Origin of the sequence: Rhizobium sp. TRM96647, assembly GCF_025780115.1 — a bacterium.
In the GTDB taxonomy this organism is placed as follows: Bacteria; Pseudomonadota; Alphaproteobacteria; order Rhizobiales; family Rhizobiaceae; genus Mycoplana.
Window position 1 is genome coordinate 88328 of the sequence record NZ_JAOXHF010000001.1, and the last position, 18047, is coordinate 106374.

The following is an 18047-nucleotide window of genomic DNA, read 5'->3' on the forward strand; positions in this document are numbered from 1 at the left end:
GCGGACCTCTCCGGCACCGGGCGCGGGCACGGCTTCCCCGGAGGCCGCCAGGCCGAGACACCCGAATAGCCGCCGCAGGATACCGTGCCGTCGCGTCATCGCGGATACTTGTCCTTCAGGAAGGAGAGAACTTCCGACGCCGGCACGTCGTCGGCGACGAACGACTGGCCGATCCCGTGCGTCAGGATGAACGTCAGCTTGCCCGACTTCACCTTCTTGTCCTGGGCGATCGCATCCATCAGTCGCTCCGCCGGCGGCAGGTCGCCGGGGATCTGCGTCATCGACACCGGCAGGCCGACCTCGGACAGATGCGCCTCCACGCGGCGCGCGGCATCCGGGCTCGCAAGGTTCATCCGCGCCGAGAACTGGTGCGCCAGCACCATGCCGATCGAGACCCCCTCGCCGTGGACGAGGCGGCCGCTGTCATAGCCGGTCGCGGCCTCGAGCGCATGACCGAAGGTGTGGCCGAGATTGAGCAGCGCGCGCAGGCCGTTCTCGCGCTCGTCAGCAGCGACAACGTCGGCCTTGGCCTGGCAGCTCGTGGCGATCGCCTCGATGCGGGCGGGACCGCCGGCGAAGATGTCGCGCCAGTTCGCTTCCAGCCAGGCAAAGAAGTCCGGCTTGTCGATCAGGCCGTATTTCGCCACCTCGGCATAGCCGGCGCGGAACTCGCGCGGTGACAGCGTGTCGAGCACGTCGGTGTCGGCGAGCACCAGGTCGGGCTGGTGGAACACGCCGATCAGGTTCTTGCCGTGGCGCGAATTGATGCCGGTCTTGCCGCCGACCGAGGAATCGACCTGGGCCAGCAGCGAGGTCGGCACCTGGATGAAGCGCGAGCCGCGCCGGGCGATCCCGGCGGCAAAGCCGGTCAGGTCGCCGATGACGCCGCCGCCGAGCGCGACCACGGCGTCGTTGCGCTCGATGCGGGCGCCGAGCACGCCGTCGCAGACGGCCATCAGGTGCTCGAAGCCCTTCGTCTTCTCGCCCGCCGGCAGGACCAGCGAGACCGCTTCGATCCCGCTTTCGGACAGCGAACGCATGAAGGGATCGAGATAGATCGGGCCGACATGCTCGTCGGTGACGACGGCGATCCGGCGCCCCTTCAGCCGGGCGGCGATCTCCGAACCGGCCGCGGCGATGAGGCCGGGGCCGATCAGGATATCGTAGGAGCGATCGCCGAGTTCAACGCGAACGGTGCGTCGGGGCGAAGAGGAGGCGTCTGTCATGGCATCACTTCATATCTGGTTGCCGGCGGTCGCGGCGATGGCGGCGAGCACTTCGTCGGCCACGAGTTCCTTGCGCACGTCGCGGGACTGGACGGTCAGGTCCGCCTCCGCATAGATCGGATAGCGGGCGTTCATCAGGTTTTCCAGCGTCTGCCTGGGGTTTTCGGTCTTCAAAAGCGGGCGCGTATCGCGCTTGTTCACCCGCTCCCACAGGACGTCGAGATCCGCCTTCAGCCAGATCGTCAGGCCGCCGCGTTTGATGTGGCGGCGGGTACGCTCGTTGATGAAGGCGCCGCCGCCGGTCGAGACGACGCGCGGGCCACTCTTGAGAAGCCGCTTCATCACCCGGCTCTCCAGCGCCCGGAACTCCTCTTCGCCATAGGCCGCGAAGAGATCGGAGATCGACATGCGCGAAACCCGCTCGATCTCGTGGTCGGAATCGATGAACGGCACCGACAGTTGCTGCGCCACCAGCCGGCCGATGGCCGATTTCCCCGCCCCCATCAGCCCGACCAGCACGAGATTGCGGTTGCCGAGCGCCGCACGCGCTTTCTGCACAAGCTCCGCAGGGGCGGTTTCCACAAGGCCGATCATCAGGCAATTCCGGTTGCTGCTTCCTTCCGTATCTGCAAAAGCACCGGAAGCGTCAAGTGCTTGCGCGCCTTGCGCTCGCTCTTGCGCAGGGCGATATAGGAAGTCGGTTCCACGGAGCGCGCAATGCCTAGTCTTTTCCGTTTCCTGTTCTTCTGCGCGGTCGCGGCCGGCATCGTCTACGGGATCATGATCGCCCTGGTCACCTTCGTCGAGCCGCACCCGCGCGACGTGACCATCCGCATCCCCTCCGAACGGGTGAACCCCCAGCCATGATGGACGGCACGGCGATCCGGATCGAAGCCTTCCTGGAGATGATGAGCGCCGAGCGCGGGGCTGCGGCCAACACGCTCGCCTCCTATGAGCGCGATCTCGAGGACGCGCGGTCCTTCCTGCTGCAGCGGCAGGTGCGCATGGTCGAGGCCGGGCCCGACGACCTGCGCGCCTATCTCGGCCATCTCGCTCGCCAGGGCTTCAAGCCCTCGTCCCAGTCCCGCAAGCTCTCCGCGCTCAGGCAGTTCTACAAGTTCCTCTATGCCGAGGGCGTGCGCGACACCGATCCGACCGGCATCCTCGACGCACCGCGCAAGGAGCGGTCGCTGCCGAAGACGCTCTCGACCGACGACGTCACGCGCCTGGTCGAGCTGGCAGCGCGGGAGGCGGCGGCGGCCGGTGGCGATCTCCTCCAGCGGCTTCGCATGCATGCGCTCGTCGAGCTCCTCTATGCGACCGGCATGCGCGTCAGCGAACTGGTATCGCTGCCCGCCACGGTCCTTGCGCAGGACGGACGCTTCCTCGTCGTGAAGGGCAAGGGCAACAAGGAGCGGCTGGTGCCCCTTTCCCGCTCCGCGATCACAGCCTTGCAGGCCTACGGCGCGAAGCTCGCCGAAGAACGCGAACGGCAGGAGGACGCGAAAGACAGTCCGTTCCTGTTTCCGTCTGCCGGCAAAGGGGGGCATCTGCCGCGGCAGGTCTTCGCCCGCGACCTCAAGGCGCTGGCCTCGCGGGCAGGCATCCGCGCCTCGACGCTGTCACCGCACGTCATCCGCCATGCCTTCGCCAGCCACCTCCTGCAGAACGGGGCGGACCTGCGCGCGGTGCAGGAGCTGCTCGGCCACTCGGACATTTCGACCACGCAGATCTACACCCATGTACTGGAAGAACGCCTTCATCGCCTGGTGCAGGATCATCACCCCCTTGCCAAACAGGCAAAAAAGCCGGATTAGAGCCGCCATTCCGCCGCCGTCGCTCTCTAGCTTGCGCGACGGAACAGTTGGAGCAAACGATCGGAAACGCATCTCATGCACAATTACCTCGACTTCGAAAAGCCTATCTCGGACCTCGAAGGCAAGATCCACGAACTGCGAAAACTCGCCGAAGAGGACGAGAGCATCGACACGTCGGACGAGGTTGGGCGGCTTGAGGCGCGCTCGCGCGAGGCGATGGTCGATATCTATTCCAAGCTGACCCCCTGGCAGAAGACGCAGGTCGCGCGCCATCCGCAGCGACCGCACTTCGTCGACTACGCGGCCAAGCTGTTCGAGGAATTCACGCCGCTGTCCGGCGACCGGAAATTTGCCGAAGACGAGGCGATCCAGGCCGGCCTCGGCCGCTTTCGCGGCCAGTCCGTCGCGATCATCGGCCAGGAAAAAGGCAACGATACGAAATCGCGCCTGAAGCACAACTTCGGCAGCGCCCGTCCGGAAGGCTACCGCAAGGCGATCCGGGTGATGGAACTGGCCGACCGCTTCGGCCTGCCGATCATCACCCTCGTGGATACCGCCGGCGCCTATCCCGGCATCGGCGCCGAGGAGCGCGGCCAGGCGGAAGCGATCGCCCGCTCCACGGAAATGTGTCTCAACGTGCGCGTCCCGATCGTCTCGGTCATCCTCGGTGAAGGCGGCTCCGGCGGCGCGATCGCCATTGCGACCGGCGACCGCGTCTACATGCTGCAGCATGCGATCTACAGCGTGATCTCGCCGGAAGGGGCGGCCTCCATCCTGTGGCGCGATTCGACCCGCGCCAAGGAAGCCGCCAGCAACATGAAGATCACCGCCGACGACCTGAAGGCGCTCGGCGTGATCGACGGCATCATCCCCGAGCCGCTCGGCGGTGCTCACCGCGACCCGGATGCCGTGATCGCAGCCGCCGGCAACGTGGTGGCGGACGCCCTGCGCGATCTTTCCGCAAAGCCGGGCGAGCAGTTGCGTCGCGATCGCCGCCAGCGCTACCTCGACATCGGCCGACAGCTCTGATCGCAAACGCCAAAATCCGCCGGCCTTCTGAAGGCGGCCGGCGAATGCGGCCAAACCTTGGACATAATCTGATGGTTTGGAGCGTATCCACAGATTGAATGTTGCACGACGATTTTCCGTTTACGGTTGGTTAAGTATAAACGAGCATGATTTCGCGTCCGCCCGGTCGACGTGAACGGACTGCCCAACAGTTATATTGGACCTGACGCATGCGCCTTAAGGTACTCGCCGCTGTTTCATTGCTCGCCGTGACTGTTGCCGGCTGCACGAACGAGACGCTCGACAACGTCGGCGTCGACGTGAGGAAGGTTTCCAACAAGACGCAGTACCAGCTTTCCGGCCAGGTCGTCTCCAAGATGGCCTCGCTGAACATCGACCGCCATTCACCGGTCACCCTGCGCATCTTCAAGGAAGAAGGCATCCTGGAAATCTGGAAGGCCGACCGGTCGAACCGTTTCCAGATGATGAAGAGCTACCAGATCTGCGCATGGTCGGGAAAACTCGGACCGAAGGTGAAGGAAGGCGACCGGCAGGCGCCGGAAGGCTTCTACCCGCTCGGCCCCCAGCACATGAACCCGAACTCCCAGTATTACCTGGCGATCAACACCGGCTTTCCCAACAATTATGACCGGGCCAACGCCCGCTCCGGCAGCAACCTGATGATCCACGGCGCCTGCTCGTCGTCGGGCTGCTACTCGATGACCGACGAGCAGATGGTCGAGATCTTCGCCTTTGCCCGCGACGCCTTCAAGGGTGGCCAGAAGACGATCCAGCTCCAGGCCTATCCCTTCCGCATGACCGCGGAAAACATGGCGCGCCATCGCGACAACCCGAACATCGAGTTCTGGAAGATGCTGAAGGTCGGCTACGATCACTTCCAGGTCACCAAGCGCCCGCCGGAAGTGGGCGTCTGCGCGCAGAAATACGTCTTCAACCAGCAGGCGCCGGACGGAAAGGCGTTTTCGGGCGCCGCTGCCCAGTGCCCGACGATCTCGACGCCGTCGCAGTTGCAGGTGGCGATGAACGGCTACGAGAAGACCTATGCCGCGGCCTATGCCAAGGCCATGAAGAAGTACGAGGGCACCGTCTGGCTGGAGCCGTCCGAGGCCCAGCGCAAGGCGATCGTCGCCGACAAGCGCAAGGGTCGCGAACTCGCCTACGCCCCGACCGGCAACTCCATCGACGCCGGCAAGCTGATGTCGCTGCGCGAGATCGAGGCGGAGAAGAAGCGGACGGAAGAGGCCGCACAGCGCAAGATCGAGATGGCCGAGAAGGCCAGGCAGGAAGAGGAAGCCCGCAAGACCGCGGAATTGCAGAAGCTCGCGGACGACGTCGCCGCACAGAAGGCCGCGCAACAGCAGGCTGCCGAAGGCGGCGTCGCCGTGCCTGCCGCCAATCCGGGCGTCGCTTCCGTGCAGGCGGAACAGCAGGCCGATAGGAAGCCCTTCTGGAAGCTCTGGTCCAGCAAGGGCGACGCCGCCGCGGAAACGCCCGCCCCGACCGCTTCGACGACGGCCGACGCGACCCCGCCGACCCAACCTGCGCCCGCCCCTGCCGCCGCGGCCGGGACCGACGAAGGCAGCACCGCCTCCATCGGCACGCAGCGGGAGCGGAGGCAGGCCGCTCCAGCGCAGGCGGAGGCCAATGCTGCCGCCGACGAGCAGGCGACCCAGGCCGAGCCCGCCCCGGCGGCAGCCGCCGATGCGAGCGCCGGGCAGAAGCAGCCTTTCTGGAAATTCTGGAAGAAGCAATGACAGCCGTCGAGCCGGGCGAGGTCTACGACCTGCGCGGGCTGAAATGCCCGTTGCCGGTTCTGAAGACGCGCAAGCGACTGGAACAGTTGCCCTCGGGTTCGACGCTCTGGATCGAGACGACCGATCCCCTCGCGGTCATCGACATTCCGCATTTCTGCAGCGAGAAGGGCCACGTGCTCGAATTCAGCGAGCGCACCGGCGACGGTCATCGTTTCCTGATCCGCAAGGGTTGACCGCGCAGCTTCGCTTCAGCCTCGATTCTGCCTCTTTCGGAACCGGCCGCGGGTGTGTACTAATCGGGACGAAGGAAACACCTCGGAAAGAGCATGACTTCAACTGCCGCCTTCCTGCGTTCGAGCCTGCTGATGCTTGGACTGGGCATCCTCCTGCTTGTCGGGATCGTCGGTTATTCGCTCTGGCTCGTGCACGCCAACCGTGAGTATTCGGACGAAACGGCATCGCTCCGGCTTGTCAGAGCGTCCATCGTCGGCATGCTGACCACGGTCCAGGATGCGGAAACCGGCGAGCGCGGCTATCTGCTTTCCAGGGACGCCTCCTACCTCGAGCCGTATAGTGAAGCCATCGACGAACTGCCGGCCCGCTGGAAGGCGCTTCAGGACAATCTCGGCTCTCGCCCGGACTACGCCATCACGCTCGATGAGCTCAAACCTGCCATCGACGGCAAGATGGCGGAACTGTCCAAAAGCATCGAGCTCACCCGACAGGGCAAGTACGACGAGGCCCTGTCCCTGCTCTCCACTGATGCCGGCCTCCGGCTCATGGATCGCATCCGCGAGATCCTCAACGCAAACCTCGAGCGCACCGACAATCAGCTTCTCGGCCTCGTCAGCAAGCAACTGTCGGCCGCCGACAGCCTGCAATGGGTCACGATCGGCGGCGCCATCGCGATCCTCCTCGTCGTCGGCGGCGCTATCCTGGTGATATTCCAGCATGTCCGCGATCTCTCCCGGGCCCGCGAGGAGGTCATGGCGCTCAATATCGGCCTGGAGGAGCGCGTCAACGAGCGGACCGAGGACCTGATCCGCGCCAACCAGGAGATCCAGCGTTTCGCCTACATCGTCACCCACGACCTGCGCGCGCCGCTGGTCAACATCATGGGCTTTCTCAGCGAGCTGGACACGTCCATCAAGGCGGTATCGGCCTATGTGATGGCGGACGAGCGCACGCCGGGCGAGGATGAGATCCGCGAGGCGCGCCTTGCCGTCTCCGAAGACCTTCCCGAAGCCATGGGCTTCATCCGCTCGTCGACGAAGAAGATGGATGCGCTGATCAACGCGATCCTGAAGATCTCCCGCGACGGCCGGCGCAAGCTGCAGCCGGAGCGGATCGATCTGAAGGCCCTGATCGAGGCCAATACCGGCACGGTGCGTCACCAGTTGGCCGAGACGGGTGGCGAGGCGAACATCACGGCCGGCTACATCACCAGCATCATTTCCGACCGCTTCTCGCTGGAACAGATCTTCGGCAACCTCTTCGACAATGCGGTAAAGTACAAGATGCCGGGACGGCCGCTGAAGCTGGATGTCGACATCCGTCCCGACGGTCCGCGCCGGATCAGGATCGACGTCAGGGACAACGGCCGCGGCATCGGCCAGCAGGATCTCGAGCGGGTATTCGAGCTGTTTCGCCGCGCCGGCGAACAGGACCAGCAGGGCGAAGGCATTGGCCTCGCCCATGTGCGCTCGTTAATAAGGAATTTGGGTGGCGATGTTACCGTCGAATCCGAACTCGGCAAGGGCAGCACCTTCATCCTGTCCCTGCCGACGGATCTCACCAAGGTTTTCAGGAGTATGGATCAATGAAGGCGAGCGGACAGGAAGTCATCATCGTCATGATCGAGGACGATGAGGGGCATGCGCGCCTCATCGAGAAGAACATCCGACGAGCCGGCGTCCACAATGAGATCGTCCCCTTCACCCTCGGCGGCAAGGCGCTGGACTATGTCCTCGGCGAGAACCGCGACGGACTGGTCAACCGCGACCGCTACCTGCTGGTGCTGCTCGACCTGAACTTGCCGGACATGTCGGGCATCGACATTCTCCAGCAGATCAAGGGCAACGAGCACTCGCACGCCATCCCGGTCGTGGTGCTGACCACCACCGACGACGAGCGCGAGATCCAGAAGTGCTACGATCTCGGCGCCAATGTCTATATCACCAAGCCCGTGGACTATGAGGGCTTCGCCACCGCCATCCGCAACCTCGGCCTCTTCTTCTCGGTGATACAGGTGCCATGACGGCTTCGATGACGACCAGCCCGAAAGCCCGCGTCCTGTATGTCGACGATGATCCCGTCCTCGCCAGGCTCGCGAGCAAGGTGCTGGCGCGCAGCGCCTTCGAGGTCGTCCACGCGCCATCCATCCCCGCAGGGCTCGCCCTGTTCGGCAACGAGGAATTCGCCGCCGTCGTCCTCGACCATCATTTCGAGAACCAGACCGGACTGGCCTTCCTGGAAGCGGTGGCGGAGCGAACGACGAAGACCCCGATCCTCTACGTGACCGGCTCCAACGACGCCGAAGTCGCGATCAGCGCCCTGAAGGGTGGTGCCGCCGACTATGTGATGAAGTCGGCCACCGACGACTTCTTTCCCCTTCTCGTCAGCGCCCTCGAACAGGCGCTCGAAAATGCCCGCCTGCGCCAGCAGAAGGAAGAGGCCGACCGGCAGCTCGTCATCGCCAAGGAGCGGGCCGAAATGCTGCTGTCGGAGATGAACCACCGCATCGCCAACAGCCTCTCGCTCGTATCCGCCATGATCCGCATGCAGATACAGATTTCCATGAGCGAGGAGACGAAGACGGCGCTGGCGGAAACCCAGAACCGTATCTCGGCGATCGCGGGCGTCCACCGCAGCCTCTATACCTCCAGCAATGTCGGCGCGATCGCCCTTAACGAGTACCTGAGCGCCATCATCGCCGAGTTCCAGAGTTCCGGCGGCTTCTCCTCCGGCGTGATCATCCGCTCCGAGCTTGCCGGCGTGCCGACCTCCCCGGACAAGGCGGTGTCGCTCGGCGTCATCCTGATCGAGCTCCTGACCAATGCCGCGAAATATGCCTATCCCGACGGGCACGGCGAGGTCCGGATCCGGCTGGTGCGAGACGGCAAGGGCCAACTGATGCTCTCGGTCGAAGACGACGGCATCGGCCATGACCGCGCGCAGGGACCGAGGGGTACCGGCCTCGGCACGCGGCTGATCAACGCCATGGCGTTGAACCTCGGCGCCACCGTCGTCAACGATCGCGACGGCAAGACCGGCGGCACCTACGTCGCGGTCGCCTGGAAGGCCTAGCCCGTCCCGATCCGTCCGGCCCGCCTGGCTTTCCCGGTCAGCGCATCCGCAGGCCCGGAACCGCCAGCGGATTGTCCTCCAGCGCCGCACGGTCGGGCCGGTCGATCTGCGGCCGGCCGACGAAGGCATCGAACAGGTCGCGCACGAAGGCTTCCGGCAAACCGTCCGTGATCAGCACCATGCGCGTGCGCCGATCGTTAGGATCCGGCCAGGCGGCAAGGCGCTCGGGCGGATGGAAGATCGCCTGCACGCCGTGCAGGATGACCGGCCGGTCGGGATTGTCCGACAGCGCCACGATCGCCTTCATCCGCAACAGCTTGTCGCCATGGGCCGAGCGCAACAGGTCGACGAACATGTCGAGCGCCATCGGATCGATCGGCCTGTCGTGGACGATCGAATAGGAGCGGATGGAGGCGCTGTGGCGGTTCACGTCGTGGGCGTGCTGGTGGAAATGCGGCTCGTCCCCATGTCCCTCATGCCGGTGTGCGTGATCGTGCCCATGGTCATGCCCGTGATCATGATGGTGATGGTCGTGCGCATCGTGCCGCGCCTCGTCGTTCAGCCAGCGGCCGACATCGGCGATCTTGGTCTGCGGGTCGTAGAGGCCGCAGGCGAGAAGCGACGGCCCGGTCTCCTGCGGGTTATCCGCCTCGATCACGGCCGCGCGCGGATTGAGATCGGAGAGCGCCTTCCTCAGAGCCCCCAGCGCCGCATCGTCCGCCATCGCCGTCTTGGTCAGCACCAGACGGTCGGCAACGGCGGCCTGCTTGACCGATTCGGGATGGCCGGCAAGCGTCGAAAGCCCGTTCACGGCATCGACCAGCGTGATGACCCCGTCGAGGCGGAAGGAATGCGCAAGCACCGGATTGCCGATCACCGCCTGGATCACCGGCGCGGGGTCGGCCAGCCCCGTCGTCTCGATCACCACCCGCTTCAGCGGCCTGATCTTGCCGGTCTGCATGCGGTCCATCAGGTCGGCCAGCGTATCGACGAGTTCGCCGCGCACGGTGCAGCACAGGCAGCCGTCGGCAAGCTCTATGACGCCGTCACCCGAGCGTTCGACCAGGAGATGGTCGATCCCCACCTCGCCGAACTCGTTGATGATGACGGCCGTGTCCGTCAGATCCGGATGCTTCAGCAGCCGGTTCAGCAGGGTCGTCTTTCCAGCACCGAGAAAGCCGGTCAGGATCGAGACCGGTACGGTGCGATCGGCGGCGGACATGGGCAATTCCTGTTTCTCAAGGCATGCCGCGCAAGGAGGTGCAGCGTCCTTGCGACGACGATGCGCAAAATCAAAGGGCCAAAGCGCGGGAACTCGCGACGCGCTTTAGAAGGTCGGGCGCGGGACCGGGATCGGAATGTTTCCGCCGTCGCCGATGTCCGCCGTCGCCGTCTCGGTGGCGCCGGCCTTCGCGGCCCCGCCGGCGATCAGGCCGGCGAAGACATAGCGCGGCGGCCGGTTCATCTCGTGAATATAGGGAGACAGCAGCTTCTGGCGGCCAGCCTCGTCGCGGCCTTCGCTGCGCACCTTGGCGGCATGCTTGCTGCAGATCTCCTTGGAGATGTCGACGACGGTCGTGGTATCGCCATAGGGCGCAAGGCCGCCGAGCGTCGGCCCGCCGCCGCGTTCCGTCAGGCCCTTCTGCAGCATCCGCGCCGATTCGTCCGCGCGCGCCCCGAGGCTCTCCTCGCCGAGAACCACCGAAACCACGCTGCGGCCGCCGCGGGTGGCTGAGGAGACCTGGTTGAAGCCGGAGGCGCAGATGAAGCCCGTCTTCATGCCGTCGGCGCCGTCGAAGCGGCCGATCAGCATGTTGTAGTTCGGATATTGCTTCTTGCCGGTGGTGAAGCCTTCCATGGCAAAATAGGAGGCGTACTGGGGAAACTCGCGCTTCAGCATCACCGCGAGCACGGCGAGGTCGCGCGCTGTCGTGTATTGCCCCTTGCCGGGCAGCCCGTGCGGATTGATGAAATGCGACGAGCTCATGCCGATGCGCGCGGCTTCCGCGTTCATCCGCGCGATGAAGGCCTGTTCGGACCCGCCGACGGTTTCGCCGACGGCGACCGCCACGTCGTTTGCCGACTTGATCAGCATGATCTTCAGCGCGCTGTCGAGCGTCATCGCCTGGCCCGGCTTGAAATACATCTTGCTCGGCGGCTCGGAGGCGGCGTTCTTGGTCATCACCACCGGCGTGTCGAACGTCACCTCGCCGGCCTTGATCGCGCGAAACACGGTATAGGCCGTCATCAGCTTGGTCAGCGAGGCGGGATACCACTTGCGGAAGGCGTCCCTGTGCTCGATCACCTTCAGCGTGTTGACGTCGACGAGCAGGCGCGGGCCGCTGTCGGCCAGCGCCGCATTCGCCACGAAGGTGGCTGCGAGCATCGTCGCTGCTCCAACGCATGCCGTCGCACGGCGCATGAACCGTCCAGTCTTCTGCAAGGGCCTGTTCCTCGGAAATTCGGGAGTTGTCTCGTTCGCTCCGCCTATTTAGCCTATATGGCATGCTGATGGCAAAGCCCCACGGCGAATCGACGGTCGATTCTTGACCCGTCCTCCCGCCCAGACCGAGACAGGAACGTCACATGCCCGTTTTGAACCGCGCCGCAGAACTTCAGGACGAGATCGCCGGCTGGCGCCGGCAGATCCACCAGCATCCGGAGACGATGTTTGCCGTGGAAAAGACCGCGGCCTTCGTCGCCGACAAGCTTAAGGCGTTCGGCGTTGACGAAATCGTGACCGGCATCGGCCGCACCGGCGTGGTCGGCCTGATCAGGGGCAAGGCCCCCGGCTACACGATCGGCCTGCGCGCCGACATGGACGCCCTGCCGATCAACGAGGAGAGCGGCAAGCCCTGGGCCTCGACCGTGGCCGGCAAGATGCATGCCTGCGGCCACGACGGCCACACCGCCATGCTCTTGGGCGCGGCGAAATACCTGGCCGAGACGCGCAACTTCGCCGGCAGCGTCGCCGTCATCTTCCAGCCGGCCGAGGAAGGCGGCGGCGGCGGCCGCGAGATGGTCAGGGACGGCATGATGGACCGCTTCGGTATCACGGAAGTCTACGGCATGCACAACATGCCGGGCATGCCGGTCGGCCGGTTCGGCACCCGCATCGGCGCGATCATGGCGGCGACCGACGAGTTCGACATCCACATCAAGGGTCGCGGCGGCCATGCCGCCCAGCCGCACCGCACCACCGACACCATCGTGCTCGGCTCGCAGATCGTCGGCGCGCTGCAGACGATCGTGGCCCGCAACACCGACCCGATCGCCTCGCTCGTGGTCTCGGTGACGAAGTTCAACGCCGGCTTTGCCTATAACGTCATCCCGGAGACGGCGACCCTGTCAGGCACGGTTCGCACGCTGAGCACGCCCGTGCGGGAAGAGGCCGAAGCCCGCATCCGCCAGATCTGCGCCGGCCTCGCCGCCGCTCACGGCGCCGAGATCACCGTGCGCTACCAGCGCAACTACCCCGTCGTCGTCAACCATGCGGCCGAGACCGGCCATGCGGTGGCCGTCGCCGAGGAGATCGCCGGCAAGGGCAAGGTCGATGCGGCCATCGACCCGATGATGGGCGGCGAGGACTTCGCCTACATGCTCGAAGCCCGCCCCGGCGCCTTCGTCTTCATGGGCAACGGCGACACCGCCGGCCTCCACCACCCGGCCTACGACTTCAACGACGACGCCATCCCCCATGGCGTCAGCTACTGGGTGAAACTGGTCGAGACCCGGCTTCCGGCCTGACGGACAGCAGCACGGCAGTGCCGGGCGGGACAGCCAACAGGGAACTGGCCGCCACTTTCTCGCGATGCCGCGCGGTCGCCCCGACGTGACGGCATCGCGAGGCGGGCCTTCGCCCCCCCCTCGAAATTGCGCCTAGCCGCACGCCGAAAACCACTTGGCTTCAAGCCTCGGCTTTTGTATGGGTTCTGTCAGTGGTCCCGTAGCTCAGCAGGATAGAGCACCAGATTCCTAATCTGGGGGTCCCGCGTTCGAATCGCGGCGGGATCACCATTCCGATCTGCAGTTTGGCGTGTATCGTCCCCCCTATGCGAAACGGCAGGAGCCAAAGCCCCTGCCATCGATATTATTTTCGCCACTTCGCCAATGCGAGGAGGAGCAATACTTCTGATACGCGGAAGACAACGTGAATGTCCCCAACGTTGGCCAGTATTTCCATTCGCCCAATTTCCTTCGGTGCCGCGACACGGTCGCGGAGGGCGGTGGACACGGGCGCTCTCGTACTTGGAACACTTGGTTCAATGGCTTAAGCCGCCCTTTCGCAAATATCAGCGCGCGGCGGACTGCCGTCAAGGTCGCCGACGCAGTTGGTCGACCCCAGTGGCAGTATGAGTGGGCTAAGCTTCGACAGGAGATGCAACGGCGTGGTAGTGCCCGCAGAGGGTCTGCACGATGCCTCAGCAGCCTCGACGCGGCGTGATCGCCCTATCCTGTGTCTCGCTTCATGAGCACAACCCACTCAGCCAATGGCAATGACCTCCAGTTCCTGCTCGCCGACACTGACGACGTCGCCGACGTTCTTGCCGGCGAGGCCGCGGGCGACGGGGGAGATGTAGGAAATCGATCCGGCCTTGGGATCGGCCTCGTCCTCGCCGACGATGCGATAGGTCTGTTCCCGCCCGCCGTCGCGCGCGAAGGTGACCGTGCTGCCGAAGGCGACGGTTTCGTTCGAGGTCGGAGGGGGGACGAGCTGGGCCGTGCGCACCCGCTCCCGAAGATAGCGCAGGTCGCGCAACGGGCCGGCAGCCTGCCGGCGGCGCTCGTTGACGTCCTCGATGGCGCCGGCCGCATCATAGGCGGCACGCGCCTCCTGCAATTGCATCTCGAGGGCCTTCAGCCCTGCTTCCGTTACGAGGTTCGGATGCGGCGAGATCGGGCGGTCGGGAAGCAAGGTTTCCGACGCTGTCTCGGCGCTTTCTTCCTTGACGAAGGCGACGCTCATGATGTTGCGCCTTTCCGGCACTCGGCGAGCCCGAGGCACGGGAGAAAGGCCATGGCACGAGGGCTCGCTGCCTTTCGGACCGTCCCGCTCAAACCTTCTCCTCCTCGCGCTCCTTCTCCGGCGTCGTCACCCTGGGCTTCGGCTTCACCGACGGGACCACCGACGGCCTCGCCTCCTTCTTCGGCGCGGGCGCCTTGATGCCGAGCATGGACCTGATGCGATCGGAGACGAGCGGACGGAAGCGGGTGGCGCGGAAGGGCATATCCACGGCGCCGTAGCCTTCCGGGCCGTCGTCGTTGCCGCGGTAGAGTTCCATCAGCTTGATGCCGTAGAAGTCGCCGTCGACATAGTGGCGGTAGTGGCCGACCCAGCGCACGGTGTAGATCTGGCCCTTGCGGATGCCCTGGTCGATCGAGACGTTCTTGAAGCGATCGTCGATGCAGACGACCTTCTGGCCGACGTTGAATGTAACCATGGCTTTCTCCGCACAATTGGCCGCGTCGCGATGAGGGGGCCCGATCCCGGCGTCAGGGCGCCTTGCGGCAGGTGATGCCGGTTGCGTCCTCGCCCTTGGTCAGGTCTCTCAGCGTGCCCTCGTCGCCCTTCGTCCACCATTCGAACTGGCCGCCGGCATAGCGGGCGCCGGAGCCCGACAGCACGTTGCTGGCGATCACGAAGTTCTCGCCGAAGGTGAGGATGGCGAGCGCGACGGATTCGGCGTTGACATAGTCCGCCTTCAGCTTCAGGTCGCCGTCGCAATTGTAGGACACGGTCTGCCGGTCGACCGAGATCGTGTTCGGCACCTGCAGCACGATGTCGGTGGTGTTCTTCAGCTGGGCCAGCCGCATCGCATGCCCGCCATCCTTGTCGGCCAGGTGCAGCAGGCCGTTCTCCAGCCGCCAGGAGCGCACCGTGCCAAGCGCGTCGAAGAATTTCTGCTCCTGGTCCATGACGGCCGGCGCACACATCTTGCGGGTCGCCGCCGCCGGCGCGAAGCTCACCGTGCCGTCGGCCTCGAACTTGAGGTTGCCGCGATAGGTGTTGCAGCCGCCATTGCCGCCATAGGATCCGTCAGTTCGGATTTCCAGCGTGGTCTGCAGGTTATCGATGACGCCCTTGCCGTTGAGGTCTTCGACGACCCAGGTCGCGCTCAGGCCCTGCGGCAGCGCGTCGGCGGCGAGAGCGGCCGCGGCGGAACCGAGGGACAGCAGCAGGGCTGCGAGCGCATTCAAAGATAACCGCACGGGCATCCTCCAAAAATGTCATAGGCGAACGGATCGCCAGCGGCGACGTTATGGCCGCTCCGATGAAAACGTCAAGCGTCGCGCGCAACGGCGCAACCGCCCGCGCACGCATCAATGGCTTGTTGCGCGCGTCAATCGGCTGTAGAGCCTCATCAAGACAATAAAAAGATCGCGGAACAATCATGGCACCCAGCGAGGCAAACAGACGCCGCGTCACGATTCTTGGCTCCACCGGCTCGATCGGCACCAGCACCCTCGACGTGATCGGGCAGCTCGGCGGCCGCGACACCTTCGAGGTGGCGGCGCTGACCGGCAACGGCAACATCGCGCTTTTGGCCGAGCAGGCGAAGACATTCGGCGCCGGTTTCGCCGTGACCGCCGATGAAGGCCGCTACGAGGACCTGAAGCAGGCGCTGGCCGGCACCGGCATCGCCGTCGGCGCCGGCCGCAGCGCGCTGATGGAGGCGGCGGACGCCCCCTCCGGCTGGGTGATGGCGGCGATCGTCGGAACCGCCGGCCTCGGCCCCACCCTGGCCGCAGCAAGGCGCGGCGCCGATATCGCGCTCGCCAACAAGGAATGCCTCGTCACCGCCGGCGATCTCTTCGTACAGGCGGTGAGCGAAGGCGGCGGGCGGCTGATCCCGGTCGACAGCGAGCACAGCGCCATCTTCCAGGCGCTGGAGGACGACCAGCGCCACGCCGTCGAGCGGATCGTGCTGACGGCCTCCGGAGGGCCCTTCCGCACCTGGTCGCGCGAGCAGATGGCCGGCGTCACCGCCGCCGTCGCCCGGGCCCATCCCAACTGGTCGATGGGCCTGAAGGTGTCGATCGGCAGCGCCTCGATGTTCAACAAGGCGCTGGAGATGATCGAGGCCAAGCATCTCTTCGACGTCCGGCCCGACCAGATCGAGGTGATCGTCCACCCGCAGTCGATCGTCCATTCGATGGTCGGCTACCGGGACGGCTCGGTGCTGGCGCAGCTCGGCTGCCCGGACATGCGCACCGCGATCGGCTATGCGCTCACCTATCCCGACCGGCCGGAACTGAACGTCGAGCGGCTCGATTTCGCAAAGCTCGCCCGGCTCGATTTCGAGGCGCCGGACGAGGTTCGCTTCCCGGCGCTGCGGCTGGCCCGCACCGCGCTCGAGCGCGGCGGCGTGCAGAGTGCGGTGATGAACGCAGCCGAAGAGACCGCCTTCCACGCCTTCTGCGACGGCCGCATCGGCTTCCTCAACATGGCCGACATCGCAGAACAGGTGATGGACGACATGGCGAGCTTTGCTGCCGCCCGTACTATGGAAGAGGTCTTTGCCGCTGACGAGGAAGCCCGCCGCCGTGCCGGAGAGATCGTCGCGCAAAAGGAAATGGCCGCGTAAGCCGCGGCCATCGCAAGGTCTCGGGTCGAAGAGAACGGGCTCAGGCCACCGCACGCGCCAGCGCGCAGCGCGACCACAGCGAATGCAGCGCACCGACCAGGTGGTCGATGTCGGCATCCGAGTGCATCGGCGTCGGCGTGATGCGCAGGCGCTCGGTCTTCTTCGGCACGGTCGGATAGTTGATCGGCTGCACGTAGATGCCGAAATTGTCGAGCAGCAGGTCCGAAATCCACTTGCACTTGGCGGCGTCGCCGACAATCACCGGCACGATATGGCTGGGGTTGGGCAGGTGAGGAATGCCGTTGCGGTCGAGCAGCGAGCGCAGCCGGCGGACGCGTTCCTGATGGGCGAAGCGTTCCTGCTGGCTTTCCTTCAGGTGCCGGATCGAGGCCAGCGCACCGGCGGCAAGCGTCGGCGGCAGCGCGGTCGTGAAGATGAAGCCCGAGGCAAACGAGCGGATGAAGTCGCAGAGCGCGGTGGAGGCGGCGATGTAGCCGCCCATGACGCCGAAGGCCTTGCCGAGCGTGCCTTCGATCACCGTCAGGCGGTGCATCAGCCCTTCGCGCTCGGCGATGCCGCCGCCGCGCGGGCCGTACATGCCGACCGCGTGCACCTCGTCGAGATAGGTCATGGCGCCGTATTTGTCGGCGAGGTCGCAGATTTCCCTGATCGGCGCGATGTCGCCATCCATCGAGTAGACCGATTCGAAGGCGATGATCTTCGGCGCCTTGGGATCGGCCGCGGCGAGTTTCGCTTCCAGGTCCTTCAGGTCGTTGTGCTTCCAGATCACCCGCTCGCACTTCGAATGGCGAATGCCTTCGATCATGGAGGCATGGTTGCCGGCGTCGGAGAACATGACGATGCCGGGGATCTTGGAACAGAGGGTGCCGAGTGCGGCCCAGTTGGAGACGTAGCCGGAGGTGAACAGCAGGGCTGCCTCCTTGCCGTGCAGGTCGGCGAGCTCGCGCTCGAGGAGAACGTGATAGTGGTTCGTGCCCGAGATGTTGCGGGTGCCGCCAGCACCCGCGCCACACTGGTCGATCGCAAGCTTCATCGCCTCGGTGACCTTCGGATGCTGCCCCATGCCGAGATAGTCGTTGGAGCACCAGACCGTGACTTCCTGCGTGCCCGAACCGGTGTAGCGCGTCGCCTTGGGAAACCCGCCGCTCTGCCGCTCCAGCTCTGCGAAGACGCGATAGCGGCCTTCCTGGTGCAGCCCGTCCAACTCGTTCTTGAAGAAAGCCTCAAAGTCCATCTGTGTCTCCAGACCGGTTCCCCGGCATGCCCGGGCGAGATACCGCCCGCTTCACCTTCGACCTACACCCCGAA

General features: G+C 65.4%; 18 protein-coding genes and 1 tRNA gene. 11 read left to right on the plus strand and 8 right to left on the minus strand.

Annotation, left to right across the window (positions count from 1 at the left end; genetic code table 11):
- Nucleotides 1-95 precede the first annotated feature (95 nt).
- Together aroB and OCK02_RS00445 are read right to left on the minus strand one after the other, a co-directional pair.
- Nucleotides 96-1226 (minus strand): 3-dehydroquinate synthase, encoded by a 1131-nt coding sequence (gene aroB, locus OCK02_RS00440; RefSeq protein WP_263811261.1) that lies wholly within the window; start codon nucleotides 1224-1226, stop codon nucleotides 96-98.
- Between the two features lie 9 nt (nucleotides 1227-1235).
- Entirely contained in the window at nucleotides 1236-1820 is a 585-nt protein-coding gene (locus OCK02_RS00445) for a shikimate kinase (protein WP_263811262.1), read from the minus strand.
- 123 nt (nucleotides 1821-1943) lie between these two features.
- On the opposite strand from OCK02_RS00445, the gene OCK02_RS00450 reads away from it, so the two are divergent.
- From OCK02_RS00450 to OCK02_RS00485, 8 genes are all read left to right on the plus strand, one after another.
- Nucleotides 1944-2093 carry a hypothetical protein gene (locus tag OCK02_RS00450; protein ID WP_263811263.1) on the plus strand — a complete coding sequence of 50 codons (150 nt, stop codon included), beginning with the start codon at nucleotides 1944-1946 and terminating at the stop codon, nucleotides 2091-2093.
- Entirely contained in the window at nucleotides 2090-3043 is a 954-nt protein-coding gene (gene xerD / locus OCK02_RS00455) for a site-specific tyrosine recombinase XerD (protein ID WP_263811264.1), read from the plus strand. The genes OCK02_RS00450 and xerD overlap by 4 nt, the downstream gene beginning before the upstream one ends.
- Nucleotides 3044-3118: 75 nt before the next feature.
- A complete protein-coding gene (locus tag OCK02_RS00460; RefSeq protein ID WP_230805815.1) occupies nucleotides 3119-4072 on the plus strand; it encodes an acetyl-CoA carboxylase carboxyltransferase subunit alpha in 954 nt (317 codons plus the stop codon).
- A gap of 209 nt (nucleotides 4073-4281) precedes the next feature.
- Nucleotides 4282-5826 (plus strand): murein L,D-transpeptidase, encoded by a 1545-nt coding sequence (locus tag OCK02_RS00465; RefSeq protein WP_263811265.1) that lies wholly within the window; start codon nucleotides 4282-4284, stop codon nucleotides 5824-5826.
- Complete coding sequence (locus OCK02_RS00470) at nucleotides 5823-6059, plus strand: sulfurtransferase TusA family protein (protein ID WP_263811266.1); 237 nt, start codon at nucleotides 5823-5825, stop codon at nucleotides 6057-6059. The genes OCK02_RS00465 and OCK02_RS00470 overlap by 4 nt, the downstream gene beginning before the upstream one ends.
- Before the next feature lie 93 nt (nucleotides 6060-6152).
- Nucleotides 6153-7649, plus strand: coding sequence for a sensor histidine kinase (locus OCK02_RS00475; protein WP_263811268.1), 1497 nt, complete (start codon nucleotides 6153-6155; stop codon nucleotides 7647-7649).
- Nucleotides 7646-8083 (plus strand): response regulator, encoded by a 438-nt coding sequence (locus OCK02_RS00480; protein WP_230805823.1) that lies wholly within the window; start codon nucleotides 7646-7648, stop codon nucleotides 8081-8083. The genes OCK02_RS00475 and OCK02_RS00480 overlap by 4 nt, the downstream gene beginning before the upstream one ends.
- An 8-nt stretch (nucleotides 8084-8091) precedes the next feature.
- Nucleotides 8092-9132: a histidine kinase dimerization/phosphoacceptor domain -containing protein gene (locus OCK02_RS00485; RefSeq protein ID WP_263811270.1), complete on the plus strand. Its 1041-nt coding sequence runs from the start codon at nucleotides 8092-8094 to the stop codon at nucleotides 9130-9132.
- Between the two features lie 37 nt (nucleotides 9133-9169).
- Here OCK02_RS00485 and OCK02_RS00490 read toward each other — a convergent pair whose 3' ends face one another.
- Together OCK02_RS00490 and OCK02_RS00495 are read right to left on the minus strand one after the other, a co-directional pair.
- Nucleotides 9170-10354: a CobW family GTP-binding protein gene (locus OCK02_RS00490; protein ID WP_263811271.1), complete on the minus strand. Its 1185-nt coding sequence runs from the start codon at nucleotides 10352-10354 to the stop codon at nucleotides 9170-9172.
- A 105-nt stretch (nucleotides 10355-10459) separates the two neighbouring features.
- Nucleotides 10460-11518: a D-alanyl-D-alanine carboxypeptidase family protein gene (locus tag OCK02_RS00495; RefSeq protein WP_230806526.1), complete on the minus strand. Its 1059-nt coding sequence runs from the start codon at nucleotides 11516-11518 to the stop codon at nucleotides 10460-10462.
- Nucleotides 11519-11718: 200 nt separating this feature from the next.
- Between OCK02_RS00495 and OCK02_RS00500 the strand changes: the two genes are divergently transcribed.
- Both OCK02_RS00500 and OCK02_RS00505 read left to right on the plus strand, forming a co-directional pair.
- Nucleotides 11719-12879, plus strand: a complete 1161-nt coding sequence (locus OCK02_RS00500; protein ID WP_263811274.1) for a M20 aminoacylase family protein — start codon at nucleotides 11719-11721, stop codon at nucleotides 12877-12879.
- A gap of 193 nt (nucleotides 12880-13072) precedes the next feature.
- Nucleotides 13073-13149 (plus strand) — tRNA-Arg (locus OCK02_RS00505).
- A 466-nt stretch (nucleotides 13150-13615) separates the two neighbouring features.
- Here the strand turns inward: OCK02_RS00505 and greA are convergent.
- From greA to OCK02_RS00520, 3 genes are all read right to left on the minus strand, one after another.
- The gene (gene greA / locus OCK02_RS00510) at nucleotides 13616-14098 is read right to left on the minus strand and encodes a transcription elongation factor GreA (protein WP_263811276.1); all 483 of its coding nucleotides are present in this window, start codon (nucleotides 14096-14098) and stop codon (nucleotides 13616-13618) included.
- A gap of 88 nt (nucleotides 14099-14186) precedes the next feature.
- Nucleotides 14187-14573: a CAP-Gly domain protein gene (locus OCK02_RS00515; RefSeq protein ID WP_263811278.1), complete on the minus strand. Its 387-nt coding sequence runs from the start codon at nucleotides 14571-14573 to the stop codon at nucleotides 14187-14189.
- Between the two features lie 52 nt (nucleotides 14574-14625).
- Nucleotides 14626-15342 carry an META domain-containing protein gene (locus OCK02_RS00520; RefSeq protein WP_230805835.1) on the minus strand — a complete coding sequence of 239 codons (717 nt, stop codon included), beginning with the start codon at nucleotides 15340-15342 and terminating at the stop codon, nucleotides 14626-14628.
- A 182-nt stretch (nucleotides 15343-15524) separates the two neighbouring features.
- Between OCK02_RS00520 and dxr the strand changes: the two genes are divergently transcribed.
- On the plus strand, nucleotides 15525-16718 hold the full coding sequence (gene dxr, locus OCK02_RS00525) for a 1-deoxy-D-xylulose-5-phosphate reductoisomerase (RefSeq protein WP_263811282.1): 1194 nt from the start codon (nucleotides 15525-15527) through the stop codon (nucleotides 16716-16718).
- A gap of 40 nt (nucleotides 16719-16758) precedes the next feature.
- Here the strand turns inward: dxr and hemA are convergent, their stop codons facing one another.
- Nucleotides 16759-17973, minus strand: a complete 1215-nt coding sequence (gene hemA / locus OCK02_RS00530; protein ID WP_230805839.1) for a 5-aminolevulinate synthase — start codon at nucleotides 17971-17973, stop codon at nucleotides 16759-16761.
- Between the last annotated feature and the right edge of the window lie 74 nt (nucleotides 17974-18047).

Coding starts and splice junctions, on each gene's coding strand:
- aroB (WP_263811261.1), bottom strand. CDS start 1,226: ATGACAGACGCCTCCTCTTCGCCCCGACGCACCGTTCGCGTTGAACTC.
- OCK02_RS00445 (WP_263811262.1), bottom strand. CDS start 1,820: ATGATCGGCCTTGTGGAAACCGCCCCTGCGGAGCTTGTGCAGAAAGCG.
- OCK02_RS00450 (WP_263811263.1), top strand. CDS start 1,944: ATGCCTAGTCTTTTCCGTTTCCTGTTCTTCTGCGCGGTCGCGGCCGGC.
- xerD (WP_263811264.1), top strand. CDS start 2,090: ATGATGGACGGCACGGCGATCCGGATCGAAGCCTTCCTGGAGATGATG.
- OCK02_RS00460 (WP_230805815.1), top strand. CDS start 3,119: ATGCACAATTACCTCGACTTCGAAAAGCCTATCTCGGACCTCGAAGGC.
- OCK02_RS00465 (WP_263811265.1), top strand. CDS start 4,282: ATGCGCCTTAAGGTACTCGCCGCTGTTTCATTGCTCGCCGTGACTGTT.
- OCK02_RS00470 (WP_263811266.1), top strand. CDS start 5,823: ATGACAGCCGTCGAGCCGGGCGAGGTCTACGACCTGCGCGGGCTGAAA.
- OCK02_RS00475 (WP_263811268.1), top strand. CDS start 6,153: ATGACTTCAACTGCCGCCTTCCTGCGTTCGAGCCTGCTGATGCTTGGA.
- OCK02_RS00480 (WP_230805823.1), top strand. CDS start 7,646: ATGAAGGCGAGCGGACAGGAAGTCATCATCGTCATGATCGAGGACGAT.
- OCK02_RS00485 (WP_263811270.1), top strand. CDS start 8,092: ATGACGACCAGCCCGAAAGCCCGCGTCCTGTATGTCGACGATGATCCC.
- OCK02_RS00490 (WP_263811271.1), bottom strand. CDS start 10,354: ATGTCCGCCGCCGATCGCACCGTACCGGTCTCGATCCTGACCGGCTTT.
- OCK02_RS00495 (WP_230806526.1), bottom strand. CDS start 11,518: ATGCTCGCAGCCACCTTCGTGGCGAATGCGGCGCTGGCCGACAGCGGC.
- OCK02_RS00500 (WP_263811274.1), top strand. CDS start 11,719: ATGCCCGTTTTGAACCGCGCCGCAGAACTTCAGGACGAGATCGCCGGC.
- greA (WP_263811276.1), bottom strand. CDS start 14,098: ATGAGCGTCGCCTTCGTCAAGGAAGAAAGCGCCGAGACAGCGTCGGAA.
- OCK02_RS00515 (WP_263811278.1), bottom strand. CDS start 14,573: ATGGTTACATTCAACGTCGGCCAGAAGGTCGTCTGCATCGACGATCGC.
- dxr (WP_263811282.1), top strand. CDS start 15,525: ATGGCACCCAGCGAGGCAAACAGACGCCGCGTCACGATTCTTGGCTCC.
- hemA (WP_230805839.1), bottom strand. CDS start 17,973: ATGGACTTTGAGGCTTTCTTCAAGAACGAGTTGGACGGGCTGCACCAG.